21 protein-coding genes (1 of these 21 cut by a window edge) are annotated in these 19,259 nt (G+C 60.8%); 10 read left to right on the plus strand and 11 right to left on the minus strand.

Annotated elements, in window-relative coordinates; all coding sequences use genetic code 11:
* The first annotated feature begins 211 nt into the window (after positions 1–211).
* The 3 genes from WGT02_RS01215 (at position 212) to WGT02_RS01225 (ending at position 2,966) form a co-directional block, all read left to right on the plus strand.
* The gene (locus tag WGT02_RS01215) at positions 212–1,822 is read left to right on the plus strand and encodes a phosphoenolpyruvate carboxykinase (RefSeq protein WP_024313178.1); all 1,611 of its coding nucleotides are present in this window, start codon (positions 212–214) and stop codon (positions 1,820–1,822) included.
* Positions 1,823–1,918: 96 nt separating this feature from the next.
* A complete protein-coding gene (gene arfB / locus WGT02_RS01220; RefSeq protein WP_024313177.1) occupies positions 1,919–2,353 on the plus strand; it encodes an alternative ribosome rescue aminoacyl-tRNA hydrolase ArfB in 435 nt (144 codons plus the stop codon).
* Position 2,354: 1 nt separating this feature from the next.
* A complete protein-coding gene (locus tag WGT02_RS01225; protein ID WP_024313176.1) occupies positions 2,355–2,966 on the plus strand; it encodes an alpha-ketoglutarate-dependent dioxygenase AlkB in 612 nt (203 codons plus the stop codon).
* Here WGT02_RS01225 and coaA read toward each other — a convergent pair.
* From coaA to hisB, 7 genes are read right to left on the minus strand one after another with little or no spacing between them, the layout of a single operon-like run.
* The gene (gene coaA, locus WGT02_RS01230; RefSeq protein WP_375678914.1) at positions 2,963–3,958 is read right to left on the minus strand and encodes a type I pantothenate kinase; all 996 of its coding nucleotides are present in this window, start codon (positions 3,956–3,958) and stop codon (positions 2,963–2,965) included. The genes WGT02_RS01225 and coaA overlap by 4 nt on opposite strands.
* Positions 3,955–4,278: a phosphoribosyl-ATP diphosphatase gene (locus WGT02_RS01235; protein WP_024313174.1), complete on the minus strand. Its 324-nt coding sequence runs from the start codon at positions 4,276–4,278 to the stop codon at positions 3,955–3,957. The genes coaA and WGT02_RS01235 overlap by 4 nt, the downstream gene beginning before the upstream one ends.
* Before the next feature lie 15 nt (positions 4,279–4,293).
* Positions 4,294–5,082, minus strand: coding sequence for an imidazole glycerol phosphate synthase subunit HisF (gene hisF / locus WGT02_RS01240; protein ID WP_024313173.1), 789 nt, complete (start codon positions 5,080–5,082; stop codon positions 4,294–4,296).
* A complete protein-coding gene (hisA, locus tag WGT02_RS01245) occupies positions 5,079–5,828 on the minus strand; it encodes a 1-(5-phosphoribosyl)-5-[(5-phosphoribosylamino)methylideneamino]imidazole-4-carboxamide isomerase (RefSeq protein WP_024313172.1) in 750 nt (249 codons plus the stop codon). Before hisA ends, hisF begins: the two co-directional genes overlap by 4 nt.
* Before the next feature lie 26 nt (positions 5,829–5,854).
* Positions 5,855–6,505, minus strand: a complete 651-nt coding sequence (gene hisH / locus WGT02_RS01250) for an imidazole glycerol phosphate synthase subunit HisH (protein ID WP_024313171.1) — start codon at positions 6,503–6,505, stop codon at positions 5,855–5,857.
* Complete coding sequence (locus tag WGT02_RS01255) at positions 6,505–6,990, minus strand: DUF2628 domain-containing protein (RefSeq protein WP_024313170.1); 486 nt, start codon at positions 6,988–6,990, stop codon at positions 6,505–6,507. The genes hisH and WGT02_RS01255 overlap by 1 nt, the downstream gene beginning before the upstream one ends.
* A gap of 23 nt (positions 6,991–7,013) precedes the next feature.
* Positions 7,014–7,622, minus strand: coding sequence for an imidazoleglycerol-phosphate dehydratase HisB (gene hisB / locus WGT02_RS01260; RefSeq protein WP_024313169.1), 609 nt, complete (start codon positions 7,620–7,622; stop codon positions 7,014–7,016).
* A 178-nt stretch (positions 7,623–7,800) separates the two neighbouring features.
* Between hisB and hslV the strand changes: the two genes are divergently transcribed.
* The 6 genes from hslV to WGT02_RS01290 all read left to right on the plus strand — a co-directional run bounded on the left by hslV (position 7,801) and on the right by WGT02_RS01290 (position 15,007).
* Positions 7,801–8,328 carry an ATP-dependent protease subunit HslV gene (hslV, locus tag WGT02_RS01265; protein ID WP_208249380.1) on the plus strand — a complete coding sequence of 176 codons (528 nt, stop codon included), beginning with the start codon at positions 7,801–7,803 and terminating at the stop codon, positions 8,326–8,328.
* Positions 8,315–8,836 carry a GNAT family N-acetyltransferase gene (locus WGT02_RS01270; protein ID WP_024313167.1) on the plus strand — a complete coding sequence of 174 codons (522 nt, stop codon included), beginning with the start codon at positions 8,315–8,317 and terminating at the stop codon, positions 8,834–8,836. Before hslV ends, WGT02_RS01270 begins: the two co-directional genes overlap by 14 nt.
* On the plus strand, positions 8,833–10,140 hold the full coding sequence (gene hslU / locus WGT02_RS01275) for an ATP-dependent protease ATPase subunit HslU (RefSeq protein WP_024313166.1): 1,308 nt from the start codon (positions 8,833–8,835) through the stop codon (positions 10,138–10,140). The genes WGT02_RS01270 and hslU overlap by 4 nt, the downstream gene beginning before the upstream one ends.
* Before the next feature lie 189 nt (positions 10,141–10,329).
* A complete protein-coding gene (locus WGT02_RS01280) occupies positions 10,330–11,280 on the plus strand; it encodes a DUF1402 family protein (protein ID WP_024313165.1) in 951 nt (316 codons plus the stop codon).
* A gap of 52 nt (positions 11,281–11,332) precedes the next feature.
* Positions 11,333–12,745, plus strand: a complete 1,413-nt coding sequence (locus WGT02_RS01285) for a cytochrome P450 (protein WP_208249379.1) — start codon at positions 11,333–11,335, stop codon at positions 12,743–12,745.
* Between the two features lie 90 nt (positions 12,746–12,835).
* A complete protein-coding gene (locus WGT02_RS01290; protein WP_208249378.1) occupies positions 12,836–15,007 on the plus strand; it encodes a malate synthase G in 2,172 nt (723 codons plus the stop codon).
* A gap of 75 nt (positions 15,008–15,082) precedes the next feature.
* Here the strand turns inward: WGT02_RS01290 and WGT02_RS01295 are convergent, their stop codons facing one another.
* Entirely contained in the window at positions 15,083–15,769 is a 687-nt protein-coding gene (locus WGT02_RS01295; RefSeq protein ID WP_208249377.1) for a L,D-transpeptidase, read from the minus strand.
* Between the two features lie 180 nt (positions 15,770–15,949).
* On the opposite strand from WGT02_RS01295, the gene WGT02_RS01300 reads away from it, so the two are divergent.
* Positions 15,950–16,444, plus strand: a complete 495-nt coding sequence (locus tag WGT02_RS01300) for an MmcB family DNA repair protein (protein ID WP_024313161.1) — start codon at positions 15,950–15,952, stop codon at positions 16,442–16,444.
* A 2-nt stretch (positions 16,445–16,446) separates the two neighbouring features.
* Here WGT02_RS01300 and WGT02_RS01305 read toward each other — a convergent pair whose 3' ends face one another.
* The 3 genes from WGT02_RS01305 to hrpB all read right to left on the minus strand — a co-directional run.
* Positions 16,447–17,022 (minus strand): ActR/PrrA/RegA family redox response regulator transcription factor, encoded by a 576-nt coding sequence (locus WGT02_RS01305; RefSeq protein WP_007797961.1) that lies wholly within the window; start codon positions 17,020–17,022, stop codon positions 16,447–16,449.
* Between the two features lie 69 nt (positions 17,023–17,091).
* A complete protein-coding gene (locus WGT02_RS01310) occupies positions 17,092–18,402 on the minus strand; it encodes an ActS/PrrB/RegB family redox-sensitive histidine kinase (RefSeq protein WP_208249375.1) in 1,311 nt (436 codons plus the stop codon).
* A gap of 27 nt (positions 18,403–18,429) precedes the next feature.
* Positions 18,430–19,259: the final stretch of an ATP-dependent helicase HrpB gene (hrpB, locus tag WGT02_RS01315; protein WP_208249373.1), read on the minus strand. The gene runs 1,636 nt beyond the window's last position; only the last 830 of its 2,466 coding nucleotides appear in the window; the start codon falls outside the window, past its right edge; the stop codon is at positions 18,430–18,432.

Consider the following 19,259-nt stretch of genomic DNA (forward strand, 5'->3'; position numbering starts at 1 on the left):
GTAAAGTTTTGATGGCAACCAAAAGTGGTGTCGATATTTGCTCCGGCCACTTCTGATTCAAACGATTTAAAATATCACGGGAAAATTTAAATCGATTAATAGTTTGATATTACTACGTTTTATCGATTTTCTGCTATTGCGTTTTAAAAAAACCGCCCGTACGGTCACCCTCAGTTCTTAACTGCACGAGCCTCAAGGGAAGGGAAAGACCATGGAGCTGTTCGGAGTCCACAACCCGGCGATAGAGCTGGCGACGATCGGTTTGGGGAGTGCAAACAGCGCTCGCTATAATTTTACGGCCGCCTCCCTCTATGAAGAATCGATTCGCCGGGGTGAGGCTGAACTCACCGCCCATGGTGCATTGCGCGCCTTGACGGGTCAGCACACCGGTCGCTCGCCGAGGGACAAGTTCGTCGTTCGTGATGCCAACACCGATGGTCAGATCTGGTGGGACAACAACAAGCCGATGTCGCCGGAGAACTTCGCGCTCCTGAAGCAGGACATGCTCGCGCACGCCCACGGCAAGGATCTGTTCGTTCAGGATCTCATCGGCGGTGCCGATGAGAACAATGCGCTGCCGACGCGTGTCGTGACCGAGCTGGCCTGGCATTCGCTGTTCATTCGTAACCTGCTGATCCGCCCGGAGCGCTCGACCCTGGAATCTTTCGCTCCGAAGCTGACGATCATCAACCTGCCAACTTTCAAGGCCGACCCCGAGCGCTATGGCTGCCGCACGGAAACCGTCATCGCTTGCGATCTGACAAATGGTGAGGTGCTGATCGCCGGCACCTTTTACGCCGGCGAAATGAAGAAGTCGGTCTTCACTGTGCTGAACTATCTGCTCCCGGCAAAGGGCGTGATGCCGATGCACTGCTCGGCCAATGTCGGCCCGGATGGCGATGCCGCGGTCTTCTTCGGCCTCTCTGGCACCGGCAAGACGACGCTCTCGGCCGATCCAGCCCGTACGCTTATCGGCGACGACGAGCATGGCTGGGGCGAGGACGGCATCTTCAATTTCGAAGGCGGCTGCTACGCCAAAACCATCCGCTTGTCGGCGGAAGCGGAACCGGAAATCTATGCCACGACGCAGCGCTTCGGCACCGTTCTCGAAAACGTCGTTCTGAACGATCAGCGTGAACCTGATTTCAACGATGGATCGCTGACGGAAAACACGCGTTGCGCCTACCCGCTGGATTTCATTCCGAACGCCTCGAAGACCGGTCTTGCCGGTCATCCGAAGACGATCATTATGCTGACCGCGGATGCCTTCGGCGTCATGCCGCCGATCGCCAAATTGACGCCGGATCAGGCCATGTACCACTTCCTGTCGGGCTACACCGCCAAGGTGGCCGGCACCGAGCGGGGCGTGACCGAGCCAGAAGCGACCTTCTCGACCTGCTTCGGCGCGCCGTTCATGCCACGCCATCCGTCAGAATACGGCAATCTCCTGAAAGATCTCATCGGCCGCCACGGGGTCGAATGCTGGCTGGTCAACACCGGCTGGACCGGCGGGGCCTACGGCACCGGGAAGCGCATGCCGATCAAGGCAACGCGCACGCTGCTTGCCGCAGCGCTCTCGGGCGAACTCGGCAAGGCGGATTTCCGCGTTGATCCGAATTTCGGTTTCGCGGTTCCCGTCGCGGTGCCGGGCGTCGAGGCGGCGATCCTCGATCCGCGTTCCACGTGGCAGGATCCGATCGGCTATGACGCACAGGCCGGCAAGCTCGTGACGATGTTCATCGAGAACTTCGCCAAGTTCGAAGGCCATGTCGATGGCGGGGTGCGCGATGCGGCCCCGGGGTTTCGCGCCGCGGCTGAATGACGCGCCAAAACATTGATGATTCACGTGAAACCCGGCGGCGTTCGCCGGGTTTCTTTGTCTGTTCCCAAGCGCCGGCCGATGTGAGATAGAAATCGCATGGCCAGCGACCCGCTTTACATCAACGATCGAATCACCATCGCCGGATGGGAGCTGACGGAGCAGTTCGTCCTGGCGGGTGGCCCCGGCGGGCAGAACGTCAACAAGGTCTCGACATCAGTCCAGTTGTTCTTCAACATTCCCAACTCACCCTCCTTGAACGAGCGCGTGAAGGTGAATGCCGTGAAGCTTGCTGGCAAGCGCCTGTCGAAAGAAGGTGTGCTGATGATCGAGGCAAGCCGCTTCCGCAGCCAAGATCGTAACCGCGAAGACGCGCGTGAGCGGCTGAAAGAGCTGATTCTCGAGGCGGCAAAACCGCCGCCGCCGCCCCGCAAGAAAACCAAGCCGACAAAAGGGTCGATCGAACGCCGGCTGAAGGAGAAATCGGGCCGCGCCGAGGTGAAGAAGATGCGTGGGCGCCCCTTCGGAGATTGATATGCTGAAGCTGCCCACCGGCGTCAGTCACCTTCCGGACTATCTGGACCGACCGCGGCAGCAGGCATTGGTCGATATCATCCGGACGATCGTGGCGGACGCGCCGCTTTTCGTGCCCGTCATGCCCGGCACCGGCAAGCCGATGTCGGTGCGCATGACGAATTGCGGACCGCTCGGCTGGGTCACGGACAAGCAGCGCGGCTATCGCTACCAGCCGACCCACCCTGTCACGGGCAAGCCTTGGCCGGATATGCCCGCGGAACTGCTGGAAATCTGGAACGACCTGTCCGGCTACGGCAAGCCTCCACAGGCCTGTCTCGTCAACTTCTATTCCGACGAGGCGCGCATGGGCCTGCATCAGGACAAGGACGAGCAGGATCTCGCCGCGCCCGTCGTGTCGATATCGCTTGGCAATGGTTGCCTCTTCCGCGTCGGCGGCCTCGCGCGCAACGACCGCACGCTCTCCTTCAAGCTATCGAGTGGCGATGTCGTTGTCTTGGGTGCGGAAGGGCGGCTATGTTTCCACGGCGTCGACAAAATCTATCCGTCGACCTCGACGCTGCTAAAGAATGGCGGTCGTATTAACCTGACGCTTCGTCGGATAACACCTTAGAGCTTCCTCAGGGCCACCTGTTCGATCAGGTGATTGTTGCCCTTGCGCAGGATCAGGTCAGCGCGCGGACGCGTCGGCAGGATGTTCTCCCGCAGATTCTTGAGGTTGATGTTTTCCCAGAGGCCTTCGGCGATCGACAGCGCTTCCTCCTCGCTGATCGAGGCGTAGCGGTGGAAGAAGGAATGAGGATCGCGAAACGCCGTTTCGCGGAGCCGCATGAAGCGCGTCACGTACCAGTCGTGAATCCGGCTTTCCTCCGCATCTATGTAGATCGAGAAGTCGAAGAAGTCGGAGACCATCGGCACGATCTTGCCGCCGGCCGGCAGGTCGCGTGACTGCAGGACGTTGATGCCCTCGAAGATCAGGATGTCCGGCCGATCGACGATCTTGTATTCATTTGGCAGGACGTCATAGACCAGATGCGAGTAGGACGGCGCCTTGACGTTCGGCTGCCCGGCCTTGATCGCCGCCAGGAAGCGCAGGATCGCTCCGGTGTCGTAGCTCTCGGGGAAGCCCTTGCGCTGCATCAGGTTTTCACGCTGCAGCACGGCGTTCGGATGCAGAAAGCCATCGGTGGTCACCAGATCCACTTTCGGGCTGGAAGGCCAGCGCGTCAGCAGCTCTTTCAGGATACGGGCGGTCGTCGACTTGCCGACGGCCACCGAGCCGGCGATGCCGATGACAAACGGCGTTTTCGCGACATTCGAGAGACTGAGAAAGCGGTTGCGTTGCTCAAAAAGCAGTTGCGACGATTCCACGTGGGCTGAGAGAAGGCGCGAAAGCGAAAGATAGATCCGCCGCACTTCATCAAGGTCGATCGGGTCGCCCATGGAGCGTAGCCGCTTGACCTCGTCCCCCTTCAGAGTCAGGGGCGTATCGGCGCGGAAGCGCGCCCATTCCTCGGAAGAAAAGAAGGGATAGGGCGAATAGGCATTCGCCTGAAAATGATCGAGCGCCTCGGGCGCTCCGATGAGCTGTCTTGCGATACTCATGAACTTTGCCGGCTCGCCTTTTCTGTCAGGCCGGATTGAGCGGTACGCCGCTCAAGCTCCGCCATGACACTGTGTAACGGAATGCCCGCCACCTTCAATACGACCAATAGGTGATAGAGCAGGTCGGCGGCTTCATAGGTGAGGTTCTCACGGTCGTCGGCAATTGCTGCCATCACGGCTTCGATTGCCTCTTCGCCGAGTTTCTTGGCAGCTTTGGGCTGGCCTGCGGAAACGAGTTTTGCCGTCCAGGATTCATCTGGCGAGGCTTTCGATCGCGCATCGACGATCTTTTCCAGGTCGGCAAGGGTGAATTCGCTCATGATTCTGCTTTCTAATCAGTCCAGACGCATGTCGATGCCGCAGGACGACATATAGCGCTTCGCCTCTTCGACGGAATAGGTGCCGAAGTGGAAGATCGATGCGGCCAAAACGGCATTGGCATGCCCCTGCTTGACGCCGGCCACGAGATCGTCGAGGTCGCCGACGCCGCCCGAGGCGATGACCGGCACCCGAACCGAATCCGCAATGGCGCGTGTCAACTCGAGATCGTAGCCGACTTTCGTTCCGTCTCGGTCCATCGACGTGACGAGCAGTTCGCCGGCCCCGCGCTCGACCATTTTCCGTGCGAAATCCACGGCGTCGATGCCGGTCGCATTGCGGCCGCCATGTGTGTAGATCTCCCAGGCGCTCAGATTGTCCTGGCCGACCGCCTGCGTGCGCCGGCGCTTGGCATCGATGGAGACGACGATGCACTGGTCGCCGAACTTGTCAGCCGCTTCCGCAACGAAGTCAGGATTGTTGACTGCCGCCGAATTGATCGAAACCTTGTCGGCGCCGCAGAGCAGCAACTTGCGAATATCAGTGATGGTGCGCACGCCTCCGCCGACGGTGACAGGCATGAAGCACTGTTCGGCCGTGCGTGCGACGACGTCGAAGATCGTTTCACGATTGTCCGACGAAGCGGTGATGTCGAGGAAGCAGAGCTCGTCGGCGCCGGCAGCATCGTAGGCCTTGGCCGCCTCGACCGGGTCGCCGGCGTCCACCAGGTTGACGAAATTGACGCCCTTGACGACGCGGCCGTCCTTGACGTCGAGGCAGGGAATGACACGGGCCTTCAGGGTCACTGCGCAATCTCCTTTGCGCGTGCGGCCGCAATCAGCGCCAGCGCTTCCTTGGGATCAAGGCGTCCATCATACAACGCGCGGCCCGAGATCGCACCCTCGAGCGTGCGTGCGTCGGGCTCGAGCATCCGTTTCACATCCTCGATCGAAGCCAAGCCGCCGGACGCGATCACCGGGATCGACACCGCCTTGGCAAGTTCGAGTGTTGACGCCCAATTGATGCCTGCGAGGATGCCGTCGCGGTCGATGTCGGTATAGATGATTGCGGCAACGCCTGCGCCCTCGAATTTCCTCGCCAGCTCGATGACGCCGAGCTCGGAGGCCTCGGCCCAGCCCTCGACGGCGACTTTGCCGCCCTTGGCATCGATGCCGACAGCCACGCGGCCGGGAAACGTCTTGCAGGCTTCGATCACCAGTGCCGGATTGCGCACGGCGATCGTGCCAAGAATGACGCGGGCGAGGCCGCGCGACAGCCAGCTCTCGATATGGTCGAGTGTGCGAATACCGCCGCCAAGCTGGACGGGGTTCTTCGTCGCCTTCAGGATTGCGTCGACGGCCGCGCCATTGACGCTTTCGCCCGCGAAGGCGCCGTTCAGATCAACGACATGCAGCCACTCGAACCCTTGATCTTCAAACGCCTTCGCCTGCGCGGCAGGGTCGGGATTGTAGACGGTCGCCTGGTCCATGTCGCCGAGCTTGAGGCGAACACACTGGCCATCCTTGAGGTCGATTGCGGGAAATAGGATCATTCTGTCTGTCCTTGCAATGCGCGAGCTTAAGGCTTCCAGCGCAGGAAATTGGCAATTAGGGCCAGGCCGAGCTTCTGGCTCTTTTCGGGATGGAACTGGGCTCCGGCCATGTTGTCGCGGCCGACGAAAGCAGTGATCGGCCCGCCGTAGTCGGCCGTCGCAATCACGTCGCCAGAGTTCTTCGCCGCCAGATGATAGGAATGCACAAAATAGGCATGCAGCCCGTTCGGCCCCGTGGGAATACCCTCAAACAGCGGGTGAGGGGATCTTAAGTTCAGTGTATTCCAGCCGATTTGCGGGATCTTTAGATTGGCATCACCGGGCGTCATTTCAACGACGTCTCCGGGGATCCAGCTGAAACCATCAGTGACCGTCTTCTCGAGACCGCGTGACGACATCAGCTGCATGCCGACGCAAATGCCGAGGAAAGGTCGGGCCTTTTTCTCGACCGCATCGATCAGCGCTTCCGACATGCCGGGAACGGCATCGAGCCCGCGCCGGCAGTCGGCATAGGCACCGACACCTGGCAGCACAACGCGATCGGCGGCCGCGACGGTCTCGGCATTGTCAGTCAGGTCGATCACGGCATCGATGCCGGCTTCCCGCGCGGCTCGTTCGAAGGCCTTCGTCGCCGAACGCAGATTGCCGGAACCGTAGTCGATAATTGCGACGCGCATCAGCGTCCTCCATCAAAACCAAAGAGACCGAGCGAGGTGGCATTGCCGTGACGCGGCGCATGGGCTGTGGGGTCCCATTGCGGCGAGGGCGCCGGACGGCTGTCGCCGGTGTCGGTCTGAACATTCGAAAAGTAGATTTCTTCAGCGGTCTGAAGCGAATCGGCAGAGACGAGGTCGGCCTCGTCCCAGCCCTTCGCGACCAGATTGCGGATACGAAGATTCTGGCCCTCGAGTGCCACCAACAGACTGGTGCCGAAGGTAATCGCGACGCCGACTGGCCACAGGTCCGCCCGGTCAGCCAGAGCACCGCCAAGGCTTTGCAGGAGGAATGCCGCGATGGCGTGGAGCCACAGCCGATGGAAGGCCAGCCATATCCAGGGGAAGAGAAACCCGAGAATGGTAAAGCCGTCGCGAATGAAGCGCGTCTTCTCGTGGTTGGAGTCCGTTCCGCCAGGCGCAGTTAGAACCAAGTAGCTGGAAGTCATATCGTCAAGCTCCCTTAGGGGGCTCAGACGAGCGTGCCCTTCGTCGAGGGAACACGGCCCGCCTGTCTCGGATCGATCTCTGTTGCCGTACGCAGCGCGCGGGCAACGGCCTTGAAACATGTCTCTGCAATATGGTGGTTGTTGGCCCCATAATGGTTGAGAATATGCAAGGTGATGCCGGCGTTCTGGGCAAGCGCCTGGAAGAATTCGCGCACGAGCTCCGTGTCGAACGTGCCGATCTTCGGCGCGCTGAAGGCGACGTTCCAGGCGAGGAAGGGACGACCGGAAAGGTCGACGGCTGCCTTCGTCATCGTCTCGTCCATGGCGAGATCGATCGATGCGTAGCGGGCGATGCCGCGGCGATCGCCGAGCGCCTTGGCAATCGCCTGGCCGATCGCGATGCCGGTGTCTTCCACCGTGTGGTGATCGTCGATGTGCAGGTCGCCCTTGGTCTCGATCTCCATGTCGATGAGCGAATGTCGTGACAGCTGGTCAAGCATATGGTCGAAGAAGCCGACGCCCGTCGAAATCTTCGATTTTCCGGTACCGTCGAGATTGACGGAAACGGAAACCGTAGTCTCGTTCGTCTTGCGGGATACGGTGCCCGTGCGGCTTGCTGCGGTCTCGGCCATATGGCTGCTCCATCGGGAAGTACGGGGGTTCCTTATCAGGCAAGCCGTGAAATATCCAGAACCGCGGCAGCAGAAAACGACGCCATTTGCAATCGGCATTCACGCACTTACATAGGGCTCGACAGGGCCGGCGTTCGGCCCGACGTAACGAGCCCGGCAGACGGGCAAAGGTGAATAGATGACAACAATTGTTACAGTTCGAAAGGGCGGCAAGGTCATCATGGCCGGCGACGGTCAGGTGAGCCTCGGCCAGACCGTGATGAAAGGCAATGCCCGCAAGGTCCGGCGCATCGGCAAGGGGGAAGTGATTGCCGGTTTCGCAGGCGCCACCGCGGATGCCTTCACCCTCCTCGAACGTCTTGAAAAGAAGCTCGAACAATATCCGGGCCAGCTGATGCGCGCAGCCGTCGAGCTCGCCAAGGATTGGCGCACGGACAAGTATCTCCGCAACCTCGAAGCCATGATGCTCGTCGCCGACAAGCAGGTGACACTGGCGATAACAGGCAACGGTGACGTTCTAGAGCCGGAGCATGGCGCCATGGCGATCGGTTCGGGCGGCAATTTTGCACTCGCTGCGGCCCTCGCCCTGATGGATACGGACAAATCAGCCGAAGAGGTGGCGCGGCGCGCGCTGGATATTGCCGCCGATATCTGTGTCTACACGAACCATAATATGGTGGTGGAAACCCTGGATGCCGAAAGCTGAGCACGCCCCGAAATACCGTTTCCGCGACATCAGCCGCGAGGATTTTGGCCTCGTGGCAAAGTGGCTGGCAGAACCGCATGTCGCGAAATGGTGGGGCGCGCCCGAGACAGAGCTTGCGTCGATCGAAGAGGCGATGAACAGTATCGAGACAAGGCCGATGATCGTGGAGCTGGACGGGCATCCGATAGGTTACCTCCAAAGCTATGATCCTCATTTGGAAGACGGTCATCCCTATCAGGACCAGCCGAAAGGCACGCTGGGCGTCGATATCTCGATCGGTGTTGCTGAGCTGATAGGCAAGGGTCACGGTACTGCGATCATCCGTCAGCTCGCGGCCGAACTCTTCGCGAACGGTGCGAGGCGCATCGTGATCGATCCGGATCCCGAAAACCGCCAGGCGATTAGGGCTTACGAAAAAGCAGGCTTCCACTACGTCGATACAAGAACTTCCATTTACGGTCCGGCGCATTTCATGGCGTTGGACGCACCCGGAGTAACGGACACATGACCACTTTTTCCCCCCGCGAGATCGTTTCCGAACTCGATCGCTATATTATCGGTCAGCATGAGGCCAAGCGCGCGGTGGCAATCGCGTTGCGCAACCGCTGGCGTCGCCACCAGCTCGATCCGGATCTGCGCGACGAAGTCATGCCCAAGAACATCCTGATGATCGGTCCGACCGGTGTTGGCAAGACGGAAATCTCTCGCCGTCTCGCCAAACTGGCGGGTGCGCCATTCATCAAGGTCGAAGCCACGAAGTTCACCGAAGTCGGCTATGTCGGCCGCGACGTCGAGCAGATTATCCGCGATCTCGTCGAGGTCGGCATCGGGCTCGCCCGCGAGAAGAAGCGGAGCGAAGTGCAGGCCAAGGCGCATATGAGCGCGGAAGAGCGCGTTCTCGATGCGCTCGTCGGCTCCACGGCCTCGCCGGCGACGCGCGACAGCTTCCGCAAGAAGCTGCGTGGCGGCGAACTTGACGACAAGGAGATCGATATCGAGATCGCCGACACCGCCACCGGCATGGGCGGCTTCGATATTCCTGGCATGCCGGGCGCCAATATCGGTGTGCTCAACCTTTCCGAAATGTTCGGCAAGGCGATGGGCGGCCGCACCAAGAAGGTCCGCACGACGGTTAAGGCATCCTACACGGATCTGATCCGCGACGAGTCCGACAAGCTGATCGACAACGAAGTCATCCAGCGCGAGGCGGTCCGCGCGGTCGAGAATGACGGCATCGTCTTCCTCGACGAGATCGACAAGATCGCCGCTCGCGACGGCGGTATGGGTGCAGGGGTTTCGCGTGAGGGCGTGCAGCGCGACCTACTTCCGCTGGTGGAAGGCACGACGGTGTCGACAAAGTACGGCCCGGTGAAGACCGACCACGTGCTGTTCATCGCCTCGGGTGCCTTCCATGTCTCCAAGCCCTCGGACCTCCTGCCGGAATTGCAGGGCCGCCTGCCGATCCGCGTCGAGCTGCGTCCGCTGACCAAGGAAGACTTCCGCCGCATCCTGACGGAAACCGAGGCTAGCCTTATCAGGCAGTACAAGGCGCTGATGGAGACCGAAGGTCTGAGCCTCGAATTCACCGACGACGGCATCGATGCTCTGGCCGATGTCGCGGTTCACCTGAACTCGTCGGTTGAAAACATCGGTGCCCGCCGCCTGCAGACGGTGATGGAGCGCGTATTGGACGAGATCTCGTTCAACGCACCGGATCGCGGCGGCACGGCTGTGACCATCGATGCCGAGTATGTACGCAAGCATGTCGGCGACCTGGCGCAGAACACGGATCTGTCCCGCTTCATCCTGTGATGAACAAGCATCCGGTCATGTCTTGACTGATGTAATGACGCGATTTTGACAGCTTGAACTCTCGACAGCGGGCCTTTTACTTTTTAGTGAAAGGCCCGTTTTGTTGTCAGCGCCAGCATCATTCGGCCAAGATTGTGGTCCAGTCAGCGCGCTTCGCGACAATGCCATGAACCGATGAGAACGCTGATCGTGCGACGCCTTCTGACAAGCCTCTTGATTGCCGCTGCCGTGCTGACCTCGGCTCCCGCTTTTGCCATGCAGGTGGTGCCGCCAGGAAACCGTCATGCCGAGCAACCGGATGTTCCAGGCGCCTCGGTCCGCCGCACGAAAGGCACGAAGACCTCGTTCGATCGCAAGTACGAGAAAGTTCATGATCTCCTCGCCTCGGATCACGAGCTGATGGCCAAGATCAAGAAGGTTTCGGCCGCTTACGGCATCGATCCGATTCATGTGATCGGCGCGATCGTCGGCGAGCATACGTATAATGTCGACGCTTACGACCGTCTGCAGTCCTATTATGTGAAGGCTGCATCCTATGCCGGCGAGAGCTTCCGCTTCGCCTATGGTGGCGAGGACGTGGACGACTTCATCAAGCGGCCGCAGTTTTCCGAATGCAACGGCAAGGGCGGCGATGCCTACACGCTTTGGAGCTGCCGCGAGGATATCTGGGAAAGCGATTTCCGCGGCAAGACCGTGGACGGCAAGACCTTCCCGAACAATCGCTTCAGCGCGGTTTTCTTCCAGCCCTTCTATGCCGGTCAGACCTTCGGCCTTGGCCAGATCAACCCGCTGACGGCGCTGATGCTCTCGGATCTCGTCTCCAAGGTGTCGGGCTATGAGAAGCTGAACGAGAAGGACGCTGGTTCCGTCTACAAGGCGATCATGCAGCCCGATATCTCGCTCGCTTTCGTCGCCGCCTCGATCCGCCGGTCGATCGACGATTACAAGGAGATCGCCGACATGGATATCTCCAGGAATCCAGGCCTGACCGCCACGCTTTATAATGTCGGCAATTCGCGCCAGCGCGCGGCCGCTCTTGCTGCCAAGAACCGTGCTTCGGGCGAAACTGTCTGGCCGGAAGAGAACTATTACGGTTGGCTGGTCAACGATAAGCTGGACGAGCTGGAGCGTCTGCTCTAGTTTTTGCCTTGCCGGGAAGAGCTTGAGATCTTCCGCGAAAGGCTGAATTCTCATGGACATGCGTCCGCATCCCTTTGAGCCCCCAGCGCCGCTGCCGCGAACGGTGCCGCCGGGACGCCTTGAGATCATCCGAACGATCCTACGCAACCCGCTGGAACTCTGGGGAGAGCCTTCCTATACGCTGCCGTGGATTCACACGCGGTTCTTTCGGGAAAGAACCCTGATCGTCAACGACCCCGGCCTGATCCGCCATGTTCTCGTCGACAATGCCGCAAACTACCGCATGTCGGACATTCGCCAGCTCATTCTGCGCCCCATCCTGCGCGACGGATTGCTGACGGCGGAAGGAGAAGTCTGGAAGCGATCCCGCAAGGCAGTCGCGCCGGTTTTCACACCGCGCCATGCAAACGGCTTTGCCGGCCAGATGCTTCGCCAGTCCGAGGACTATGCGAGAAAATACCAGGCCGCCGGCAACGAGGGCAAGGTCTTCGAGATCGCCGCCGACATGACGGAGCTGACCTTCGCCATTCTCGCCGATACGCTGTTCTCGGGTGAGATCGTCACGTCCTCCGACAGCTTTGCCGATGACGTCAACGCGCTCTTGCATCGTATGGGGCGCGTCGATCCGATGGACCTTCTGCGCGCGCCGTCCTGGGTTCCGCGCCTGACCCGCATCGGTGGCCAGAAGGTGCTCGACAAGTTTCGCAACATCGTACGCCAGACCATGAATGCCCGGCTTGCGCGCATGCAGGCCAATCGCGCCGCCGCGCCGGACGACTTCCTGACCTTGCTCCTCGATCAGGCCGCGAGCGGCGGGCTGACGAATGACGAAATCGAAGACAATATCCTTACCTTCATCGGTGCCGGCCACGAGACGACGGCGCGTGCACTCGCGTGGACGCTCTACTGCGTCGCGAACACACAGCATATCCGCGAGGCGATGGAGGAGGAGATTGATCGCGTCCTGGCGCGGGATGTCGAGCCGGTCAAGTGGCTCGATCTGATGCCTTACACCCGCGCGGCCTTCGAGGAGGCGCTGCGGCTCTATCCGCCGGCGCCGTCGATCAATCGCGCCGCAATCGCCGCCGATCGGTGGACCGATGCGAAGGGTGAAACGGTCGAGATCGAGGCCGGCGTCACCGTTCTCATCATGCCGTGGACGCTGCATCGCCACGAACTCTATTGGGACAAGCCGCGCGCCTACCTGCCGGAACGGTTCCTGCCGGAGAATCGCGGTAAGATCGGTCGCTTTCAGTTCCTGCCGTTCGGCGCGGGCCCGCGTGTCTGCATCGGCGCAACCTTTGCCCTGCAGGAGGCAGTGATCGCTCTGGCGGTGCTGATGCACCGTTTCCGCTTCGATCTGACGGATCAGACGAAGCCCTGGCCGGTGCAAAAGCTGACGACGCAGCCGCAAAACGGGCTACCGATGTGCGTCACGCCGCGGTCTTTGCCTAAATCGGCATAAATCTTTCGAACTATTGCATAATTGACTATGAATGAAAGCCGGGCAAAGTGGCAGCATGCGAAAAACCGCGTGGGTCCTAGGAGACATTGAATGAGCCGCATCGATAAAAACGGTCTTGCCGTTGAAGCCGTCCTTCATGAGTTTCTCGTCAAGGAAGCGCTGCCCGGGCTGAAGATCGATGCCGACAAGTTCTTTGCCGATTTCTCGGCCATCGTTCACGATCTGGCGCCGCGCAATCGCGAGCTGCTCGCCAAGCGCGATGCGCTCCAGCTTCGTATCGATGATTGGTACCGCCAACACGGTGCGCCGACCGATATGGAAGCCTATCAGGCGTTTCTTCGGGACATCGGCTATATCCTGCCGGAGGGCTCCGACTTCCAGGTGACGACCACGAACGTCGATCCGGAGATCGCTTCGATAGCGGGCCCACAGCTTGTCGTTCCCGTCATGAACGCTCGCTACGCGCTGAATGCCGCCAACGCCCGCTGGGGCTCGTTCTACGATGCGCTTTACGGAACGGACGCGATTCCCGAGAGCGACGGTGCCGAGAAGGGCAAAGGCTACAATCCGAAGCGCGGCGAGAAGGTGATTGCCTGGGCGCGCGATTTCCTCGACACCGCCGCTCCGCTCGACGGCTGGCGCTGGAAGGATGTTGCGACGTTTGCTGTCCGGGATGGTGCTCTGGCCGTCACCTCAACCGATGGCGAGCATGTTTCGCTGACCGATGCGGCGCACTTTGCCGGCTATCAAGGCGATGCCGCGGCGCCGACTCACATCCTGCTGAAGAACAACGGCATCCATATCGACATCGCCATCGATGCCTCAACCGCGATTGGCAAGAGCGATCCGGCGCATATCTCCGACGTCCGGCTGGAATCGGCGATCACGACGATCATGGACTGTGAGGATTCGGTTGCAGCCGTCGACGCTGAAGACAAGGTCGTCATCTACCGCAATTGGCTTGGCCTCATGAAGGGCGACCTTCAGGAAGAGGTATCGAAGGGCGGTTCGAGCCTCATCCGAAAGCTCAATCCGGATTTGGAATACAACGGTCCGACAGGTGCGCCCTTCGAAGTGCATCGCCGATCGCTGATGCTGGTGCGCAACGTCGGCCACCTCATGACCAATGCCGCCATCCTTGAACGTGACGGCAATGAAGTGCCGGAGGGCATCATGGATGCGATGATCACGGGCATGATTGCGCTCCACGACGTCGGCCCGAACGGCCGCCGCAAGAATTCGCGCACTGGTTCGGTCTATGTCGTCAAGCCGAAGATGCATGGCCCCGAGGAAGTCGCGTTCGCCGCCGAGATCTTCTCGCGCGTCGAGGATGCCCTCGGCATGGCGCGCAATACCATCAAGATGGGCATCATGGACGAGGAGCGGCGGACGACCGTCAATCTCAAGGAATGCATCCGTGCCGCTCGCGAGCGCGTGGTCTTCATCAATACCGGCTTCCTGGATCGTACGGGCGATGAAATCCACACCTCGATGGAGGCCGGGCCGATGATCCGCAAGGGCGACATGAAGCAGGCCGCCTGGATCGCAGCCTACGAAAACTGGAACGTCGATATCGGCCTCGAATGCGGCCTATCCGGCCACGCGCAGATCGGCAAGGGCATGTGGGCCATGCCGGATCTGATGGCGGCGATGCTGGAGCAGAAGATCGCGCACCCGAAGGCTGGCGCCAATACCGCCTGGGTTCCGTCGCCGACGGCCGCGACATTGCACGCCACGCATTACCACCGCGTCAACGTCGCCCGCGTCCAGCAGGGCCTCAAGGATCGCGCCCGTGCCAAGCTCTCCGATATCCTTTCGGTCCCCGTCGCGGTCCGCCCGAATTGGACGCCGGAGGAAATCCAGCGGGAACTCGACAACAACGCCCAGGGCATCCTCGGCTATGTTGTCCGCTGGGTCGATCAGGGCGTCGGCTGCTCCAAGGTGCCCGACATCAACAATGTCGGCCTCATGGAGGACCGGGCGACGCTGCGTATCTCCGCCCAGCATATGGCGAACTGGCTGCACCACAAGGTCACGACCGAAGCGCAGATCGTCGAGACGATGAAGCGCATGGCCGCCATTGTCGATCAGCAGAATGCGTCCGATCCCGCCTACACTCCGATGGCGCCCGATTTCGACGCTTCAATCGCCTTCGAGGCGGCCCTTGATCTCGTCTTGAAGGGCAGGGCGCAGCCGAACGGCTATACCGAGCCAGTCCTGCATCGCCGCCGCCTCGAACTGAAGGCGGAGCAAGCGGCCTGACGAGGACAAATCAATAGAAAAGGCCGCCGAAACAACGTTCCGGCGGCCTTTTAAATACCCGATTTCAGCGGCAGCTTACTGGATAACGATGACCTTCGAGGTCGTCTTGCCCGGACGCACGCGGCTGTAGAGGTCGATAACGTCCTGGTTCATAAGGCGAATGCAGCCGGACGAGGCGGCCGTTCCGATCGAAGCCCATTCCGGCGTGCCGTGCAGGCGGAAGAGGGTGTCCTGGCCCTTTTCGTTGAAGAGGTACATGGCGCGCGCACCAAGGGGGTTGCTGAGGCCGGGACCCATGCCCTCCTCGACGTACTTGGCGACTTCCGGCTTGCGCTCGGCCATTTCCTTCGGCGGGTGCCAGGTCGGCCATTCCTGCTTCCAGGCGACATAGGCCGTGCCGGCCCAGGCGAAGCCCTGCTTGCCGACGCCGATGCCGTAACGCATCGCGTTGCCGCCCGGCAGGATGTAGTAGAGGAAGCGCTCGCGCGTGTTGACGATGATCGTGCCCGGGCGTTCGGTGGTTTCGTAAGAGACGATCTGCCGGCGGAACTGCGGCTTCACCTTCTGGATGGGGATGGCCGGAAGCGAATATCCCGCATCCGTCGTCACGCCGTAGGCGTCGTCGAAGATTTGCGCGGTCTGAACGGTCGGCCCCGGGGTGCCCTTGTCGTCGACGGAGGCGCTTTCGGTAGTCGAGGAGCAACCGGCCAGAGCGAGCGTCGCCATCAGGCCGAATACAGGAAATGCATTGCGGATGCGCATGGATGTCTCTTAGGAAATGGGCAAGGAGGAACGGTCTTTTGAACCATCTTTGATTATGGTTTATTTTCGATTAACTTTGCCTTTGCAAGCTGTTGCAGTGCGGCAAAACCAATACGCAGCGGCAAATTAGAAGCGCATGGTTTTTTTGCAACAACGCGCGCACTGCGCCTACGGTTATCCATGACGATTTTGAATGTTTACAATAACAATCCGTTAATAGATGGCCGCCAATCGGACAGAGCTATGCTCGTGCGCCGCGGGACTCAGATTTTACTTCATGAAATGCGTCACGCGGTCTTGCCGGAGCTGTCGCTTGCCAGCGGGCGGCGGGCCGACCTGATCACGATTTCGGAGAAGGGCGAAATCTGGATCATCGAGATCAAGACGTCGATCGAGGACTTTCGCGTCGACCGCAAGTGGCCGGAGTATCGCCTGCATTGCGATCGACTGTTCTTCGCCACCCACAAGGACGTTCCGCTCGAGATTTTCCCCGAGGACTGCGGCCTGTTCCTATCCGATGGCTACGGTGCGCATATGATCCGGGAAGCGCCCGAGCATCGCCTGGCGCCCGCCACGCGCAAATCCGTCACGCTGAATTTTTCCCGCGCAGCCGCCCAGCGCCTGCTGATGGCCGAATGGGCAAACGGCAAGCCGTTTGATGTCGACGATATCTGAGCTTACTTCGGCGCGCGCTTGGCGAGGATTCGCTGCAGCGTACGGCGATGCATGTTGAGCCGCCGTGCCGTTTCCGAAACATTGCGCTCGCACATCTCGTAAACCCGCTGGATATGCTCCCACCGCACCCGGTCAGCCGACATCGGGTTTTCCGGCAGCTCCGCCTTCTCGCCGGCTCGCTGCGTCAGCGCTGCATAGACATCGTCGGCATCGGCAGGCTTTGCCAGGTAATCGACAGCGCCGAGCTTCACCGCCGTGACGGCGGTTGCAATATTGCCGTAGCCGGTCAAAACGATGATCCGCGTGTCGTCCCGACGCTGCCGGATTGCCTCGATCACATCCAACCCGTTGCCGTCGCCAAGCCGCAGGTCGACGACAGCGTATTTCGGCGGATGGATCTTCGACTTGGCAACACCCTCCGCGACGGACTCGGCAGTTTCGACCTTGAAGCCGCGCGTCTCCATGGCGCGTGCCAGGCGGCGCAGGAACGGCCCGTCATCATCGACGATCAGCAGGCTAGCGTCCGGACCGATATGATCCGCATCTGCAAGAGAGGATTCGTGGTCAAGCTCGTTCATATTCGTCAATCCCGGCAACCGCCTGCCTGATATAAGTCAAGTATCCCGCTTTTCATTATGCCGATAGCGTCATTTTGTCGAATTTGCATCGATCAGCATGCGCGGCCATTCGACACGGACGCGTGCTCCGGCAGTCTCCGGCATGCGGTTCTCGAACACAAGCGACGCGCCGGATCGCTCCAGAAGCGTCTTGGCGATGAAGAGGCCAAGGCCCAGCCCACCGGCGCGGTCCTCTCGCTGTCTCTTTGTGACGTAGGGTTCGCCGATCCGGGTCAGAATATCGGAAGAGTAGCCTTCGCCGTCGTCCTCGACCGTGATGCGGACTTTTCTTGGATCGTGTTCGACCGTCACCGTTACCCTATCACGCGCGTAGTCGACGGCGTTCTCGATCAGGTTGCCGAGCCCATACATGATGCCGGCATTGCGGTCGGTGACCGGCTCGCCCTTGCGCGGGCTTTTCTCGATGAGTTCGAGTTTGATCCCGAATTCCCTGTGCGGTGCCACGATCTCTTCCATCATGGATGACAGCGGCAGGCGTCGAAGATGTGCCTCGCCTTCCGCCGAGAGCGTCGCCAGGCGCCGCAGGATGTCGCGGCACCGCTCGCTCTGGCTGCGCAGCAGCTGCACATCCTCGCGAAAGCGATCGTCATCCTTCAATTCCCGTTCCATTTCCTTGGCAACGACGCTGATCGTGGCGAGCGGAGTTCCGAGTTCGTGCGCGGCAGCGGCGGCAAGACCGTCCAACTGCGAAAGGTGCTTCTCCCGCTGCAGCACAAGTTCGGTTGCCGCCAGGGCATCGGCCAGCTGGCTCGCCTCCATCGAGACCCGATATGCGTAGAAGGCGGCGAAAGCCATGGTCGATGCGATCGAGCACCAGACGCCAAACTGCATCACAGTATGCACATTGATCTCGACCCCGTCGAACCACGGTAAGGGAAAGGGCGAAAAGGCGAGGATGGTGATGCAGACCATCGCGACCAGGATGAGCACCGTGCTGAAGCGGATCGGCTGCGACGCGAAGGAGATGATGACAGGAACGCAGACGAGGGCAGCGAAGGGATTGGCAAGGCCGCCGGTGATGAACAGCAGTGCGCAAAGCTGCAGAAGATCAAAGCCCAGCAGCGAGAAGGCCGCGCCCGGGTAGAGGCGGTGCGTCGGCGGGTAGCGGATCATCAGGTAGAAATTGACAGCCGCCAGCGCCGCGATCAGCACCGCGCATGCCGCCAGCGGAAGGGGGAATTTCAACCAGAAGGCAACGATGAACACTGTGACTGCCTGGCCGCCGACGGCAAGCCATCTCAGCCGAACCAGCGTCTGCAATCTCAGGCGTCTGCTGCTGTGCCTGTCCTCTTCGGGCGAACTCTCGACATTATCAACCATCTGGCATCCCTTGAACCGTGCTGGGGCTCATGTACCACGAGGTTTTACCCTTGTCGTCGGCATGGCGTCGTCCGGCCGCTCAGGCCAGGGGTGTTTGGGATAGCGGCCGCGCATGTCGGCGCGCACATCCTTCCACGAGCCGGCCCAGAAGCCGGGCAGGTCGCGGGTGGTCTGAATCGGCCGATGTGCCGGCGATGTCAGCTCGAGAAGCAGCGGCAGTCGGCCGTCACCGATCGCCGGATGGTGCTTGAGGCCGAAGAGTTCCTGCACACGGATCGTCAAAGTCGGCTCTTCGCCGTGATACTGGATCGGATGGCGCTGTCCCGTCGGCGCTTCGAAATGCGTCGGCGCGAGGCGCGAAAGATCGCGCTGCAGCCCGTGCGGTATCAATGCCATCAAACCGTTCGAAAGGCCGGATGGGGAGATATCGGAAATCCCCCGAGCATCCATCTGATAGGGAACGAACCACTCGTCCAGCCGCGAAAGCAGCGCTTCGTCGCTGAGGTCAGGCCACGGGTCGCCGATACTGCGGTGAAGAAAGCCCATGCGTTCGCGAAGCTGTATGGCCTCCTTGGAAAAGGGAAGCTGTTCCAACCCCAGCTCGCGCACGCCTTCCGCCAGAGCGCGGCTGACGGCCTCACCGGTCGGACGGGGCAGCGGCGTCTCGTCGAAGACGATGGCGCCGAGCCGCGTCGCCCGTCTGGCCCTGACCTGCCGGTTTTGCCGGTCGAAGAAGGTTTGGTCGCCAGTCGAAATGGCATCGGGCAGCTCTTCCTCGATGTCGGCGCGCGAAACCTCTGCTGCCGCCAGGATGCGCCCCCGCGCTGCGCGGCCCGTCAGGTCGGCGATGACGAGCA

This window comes from Rhizobium sp. T1470, from assembly GCF_042140505.1.
GTDB classification, from domain to species: Bacteria; Pseudomonadota; Alphaproteobacteria; order Rhizobiales; family Rhizobiaceae; genus Rhizobium; species Rhizobium favelukesii.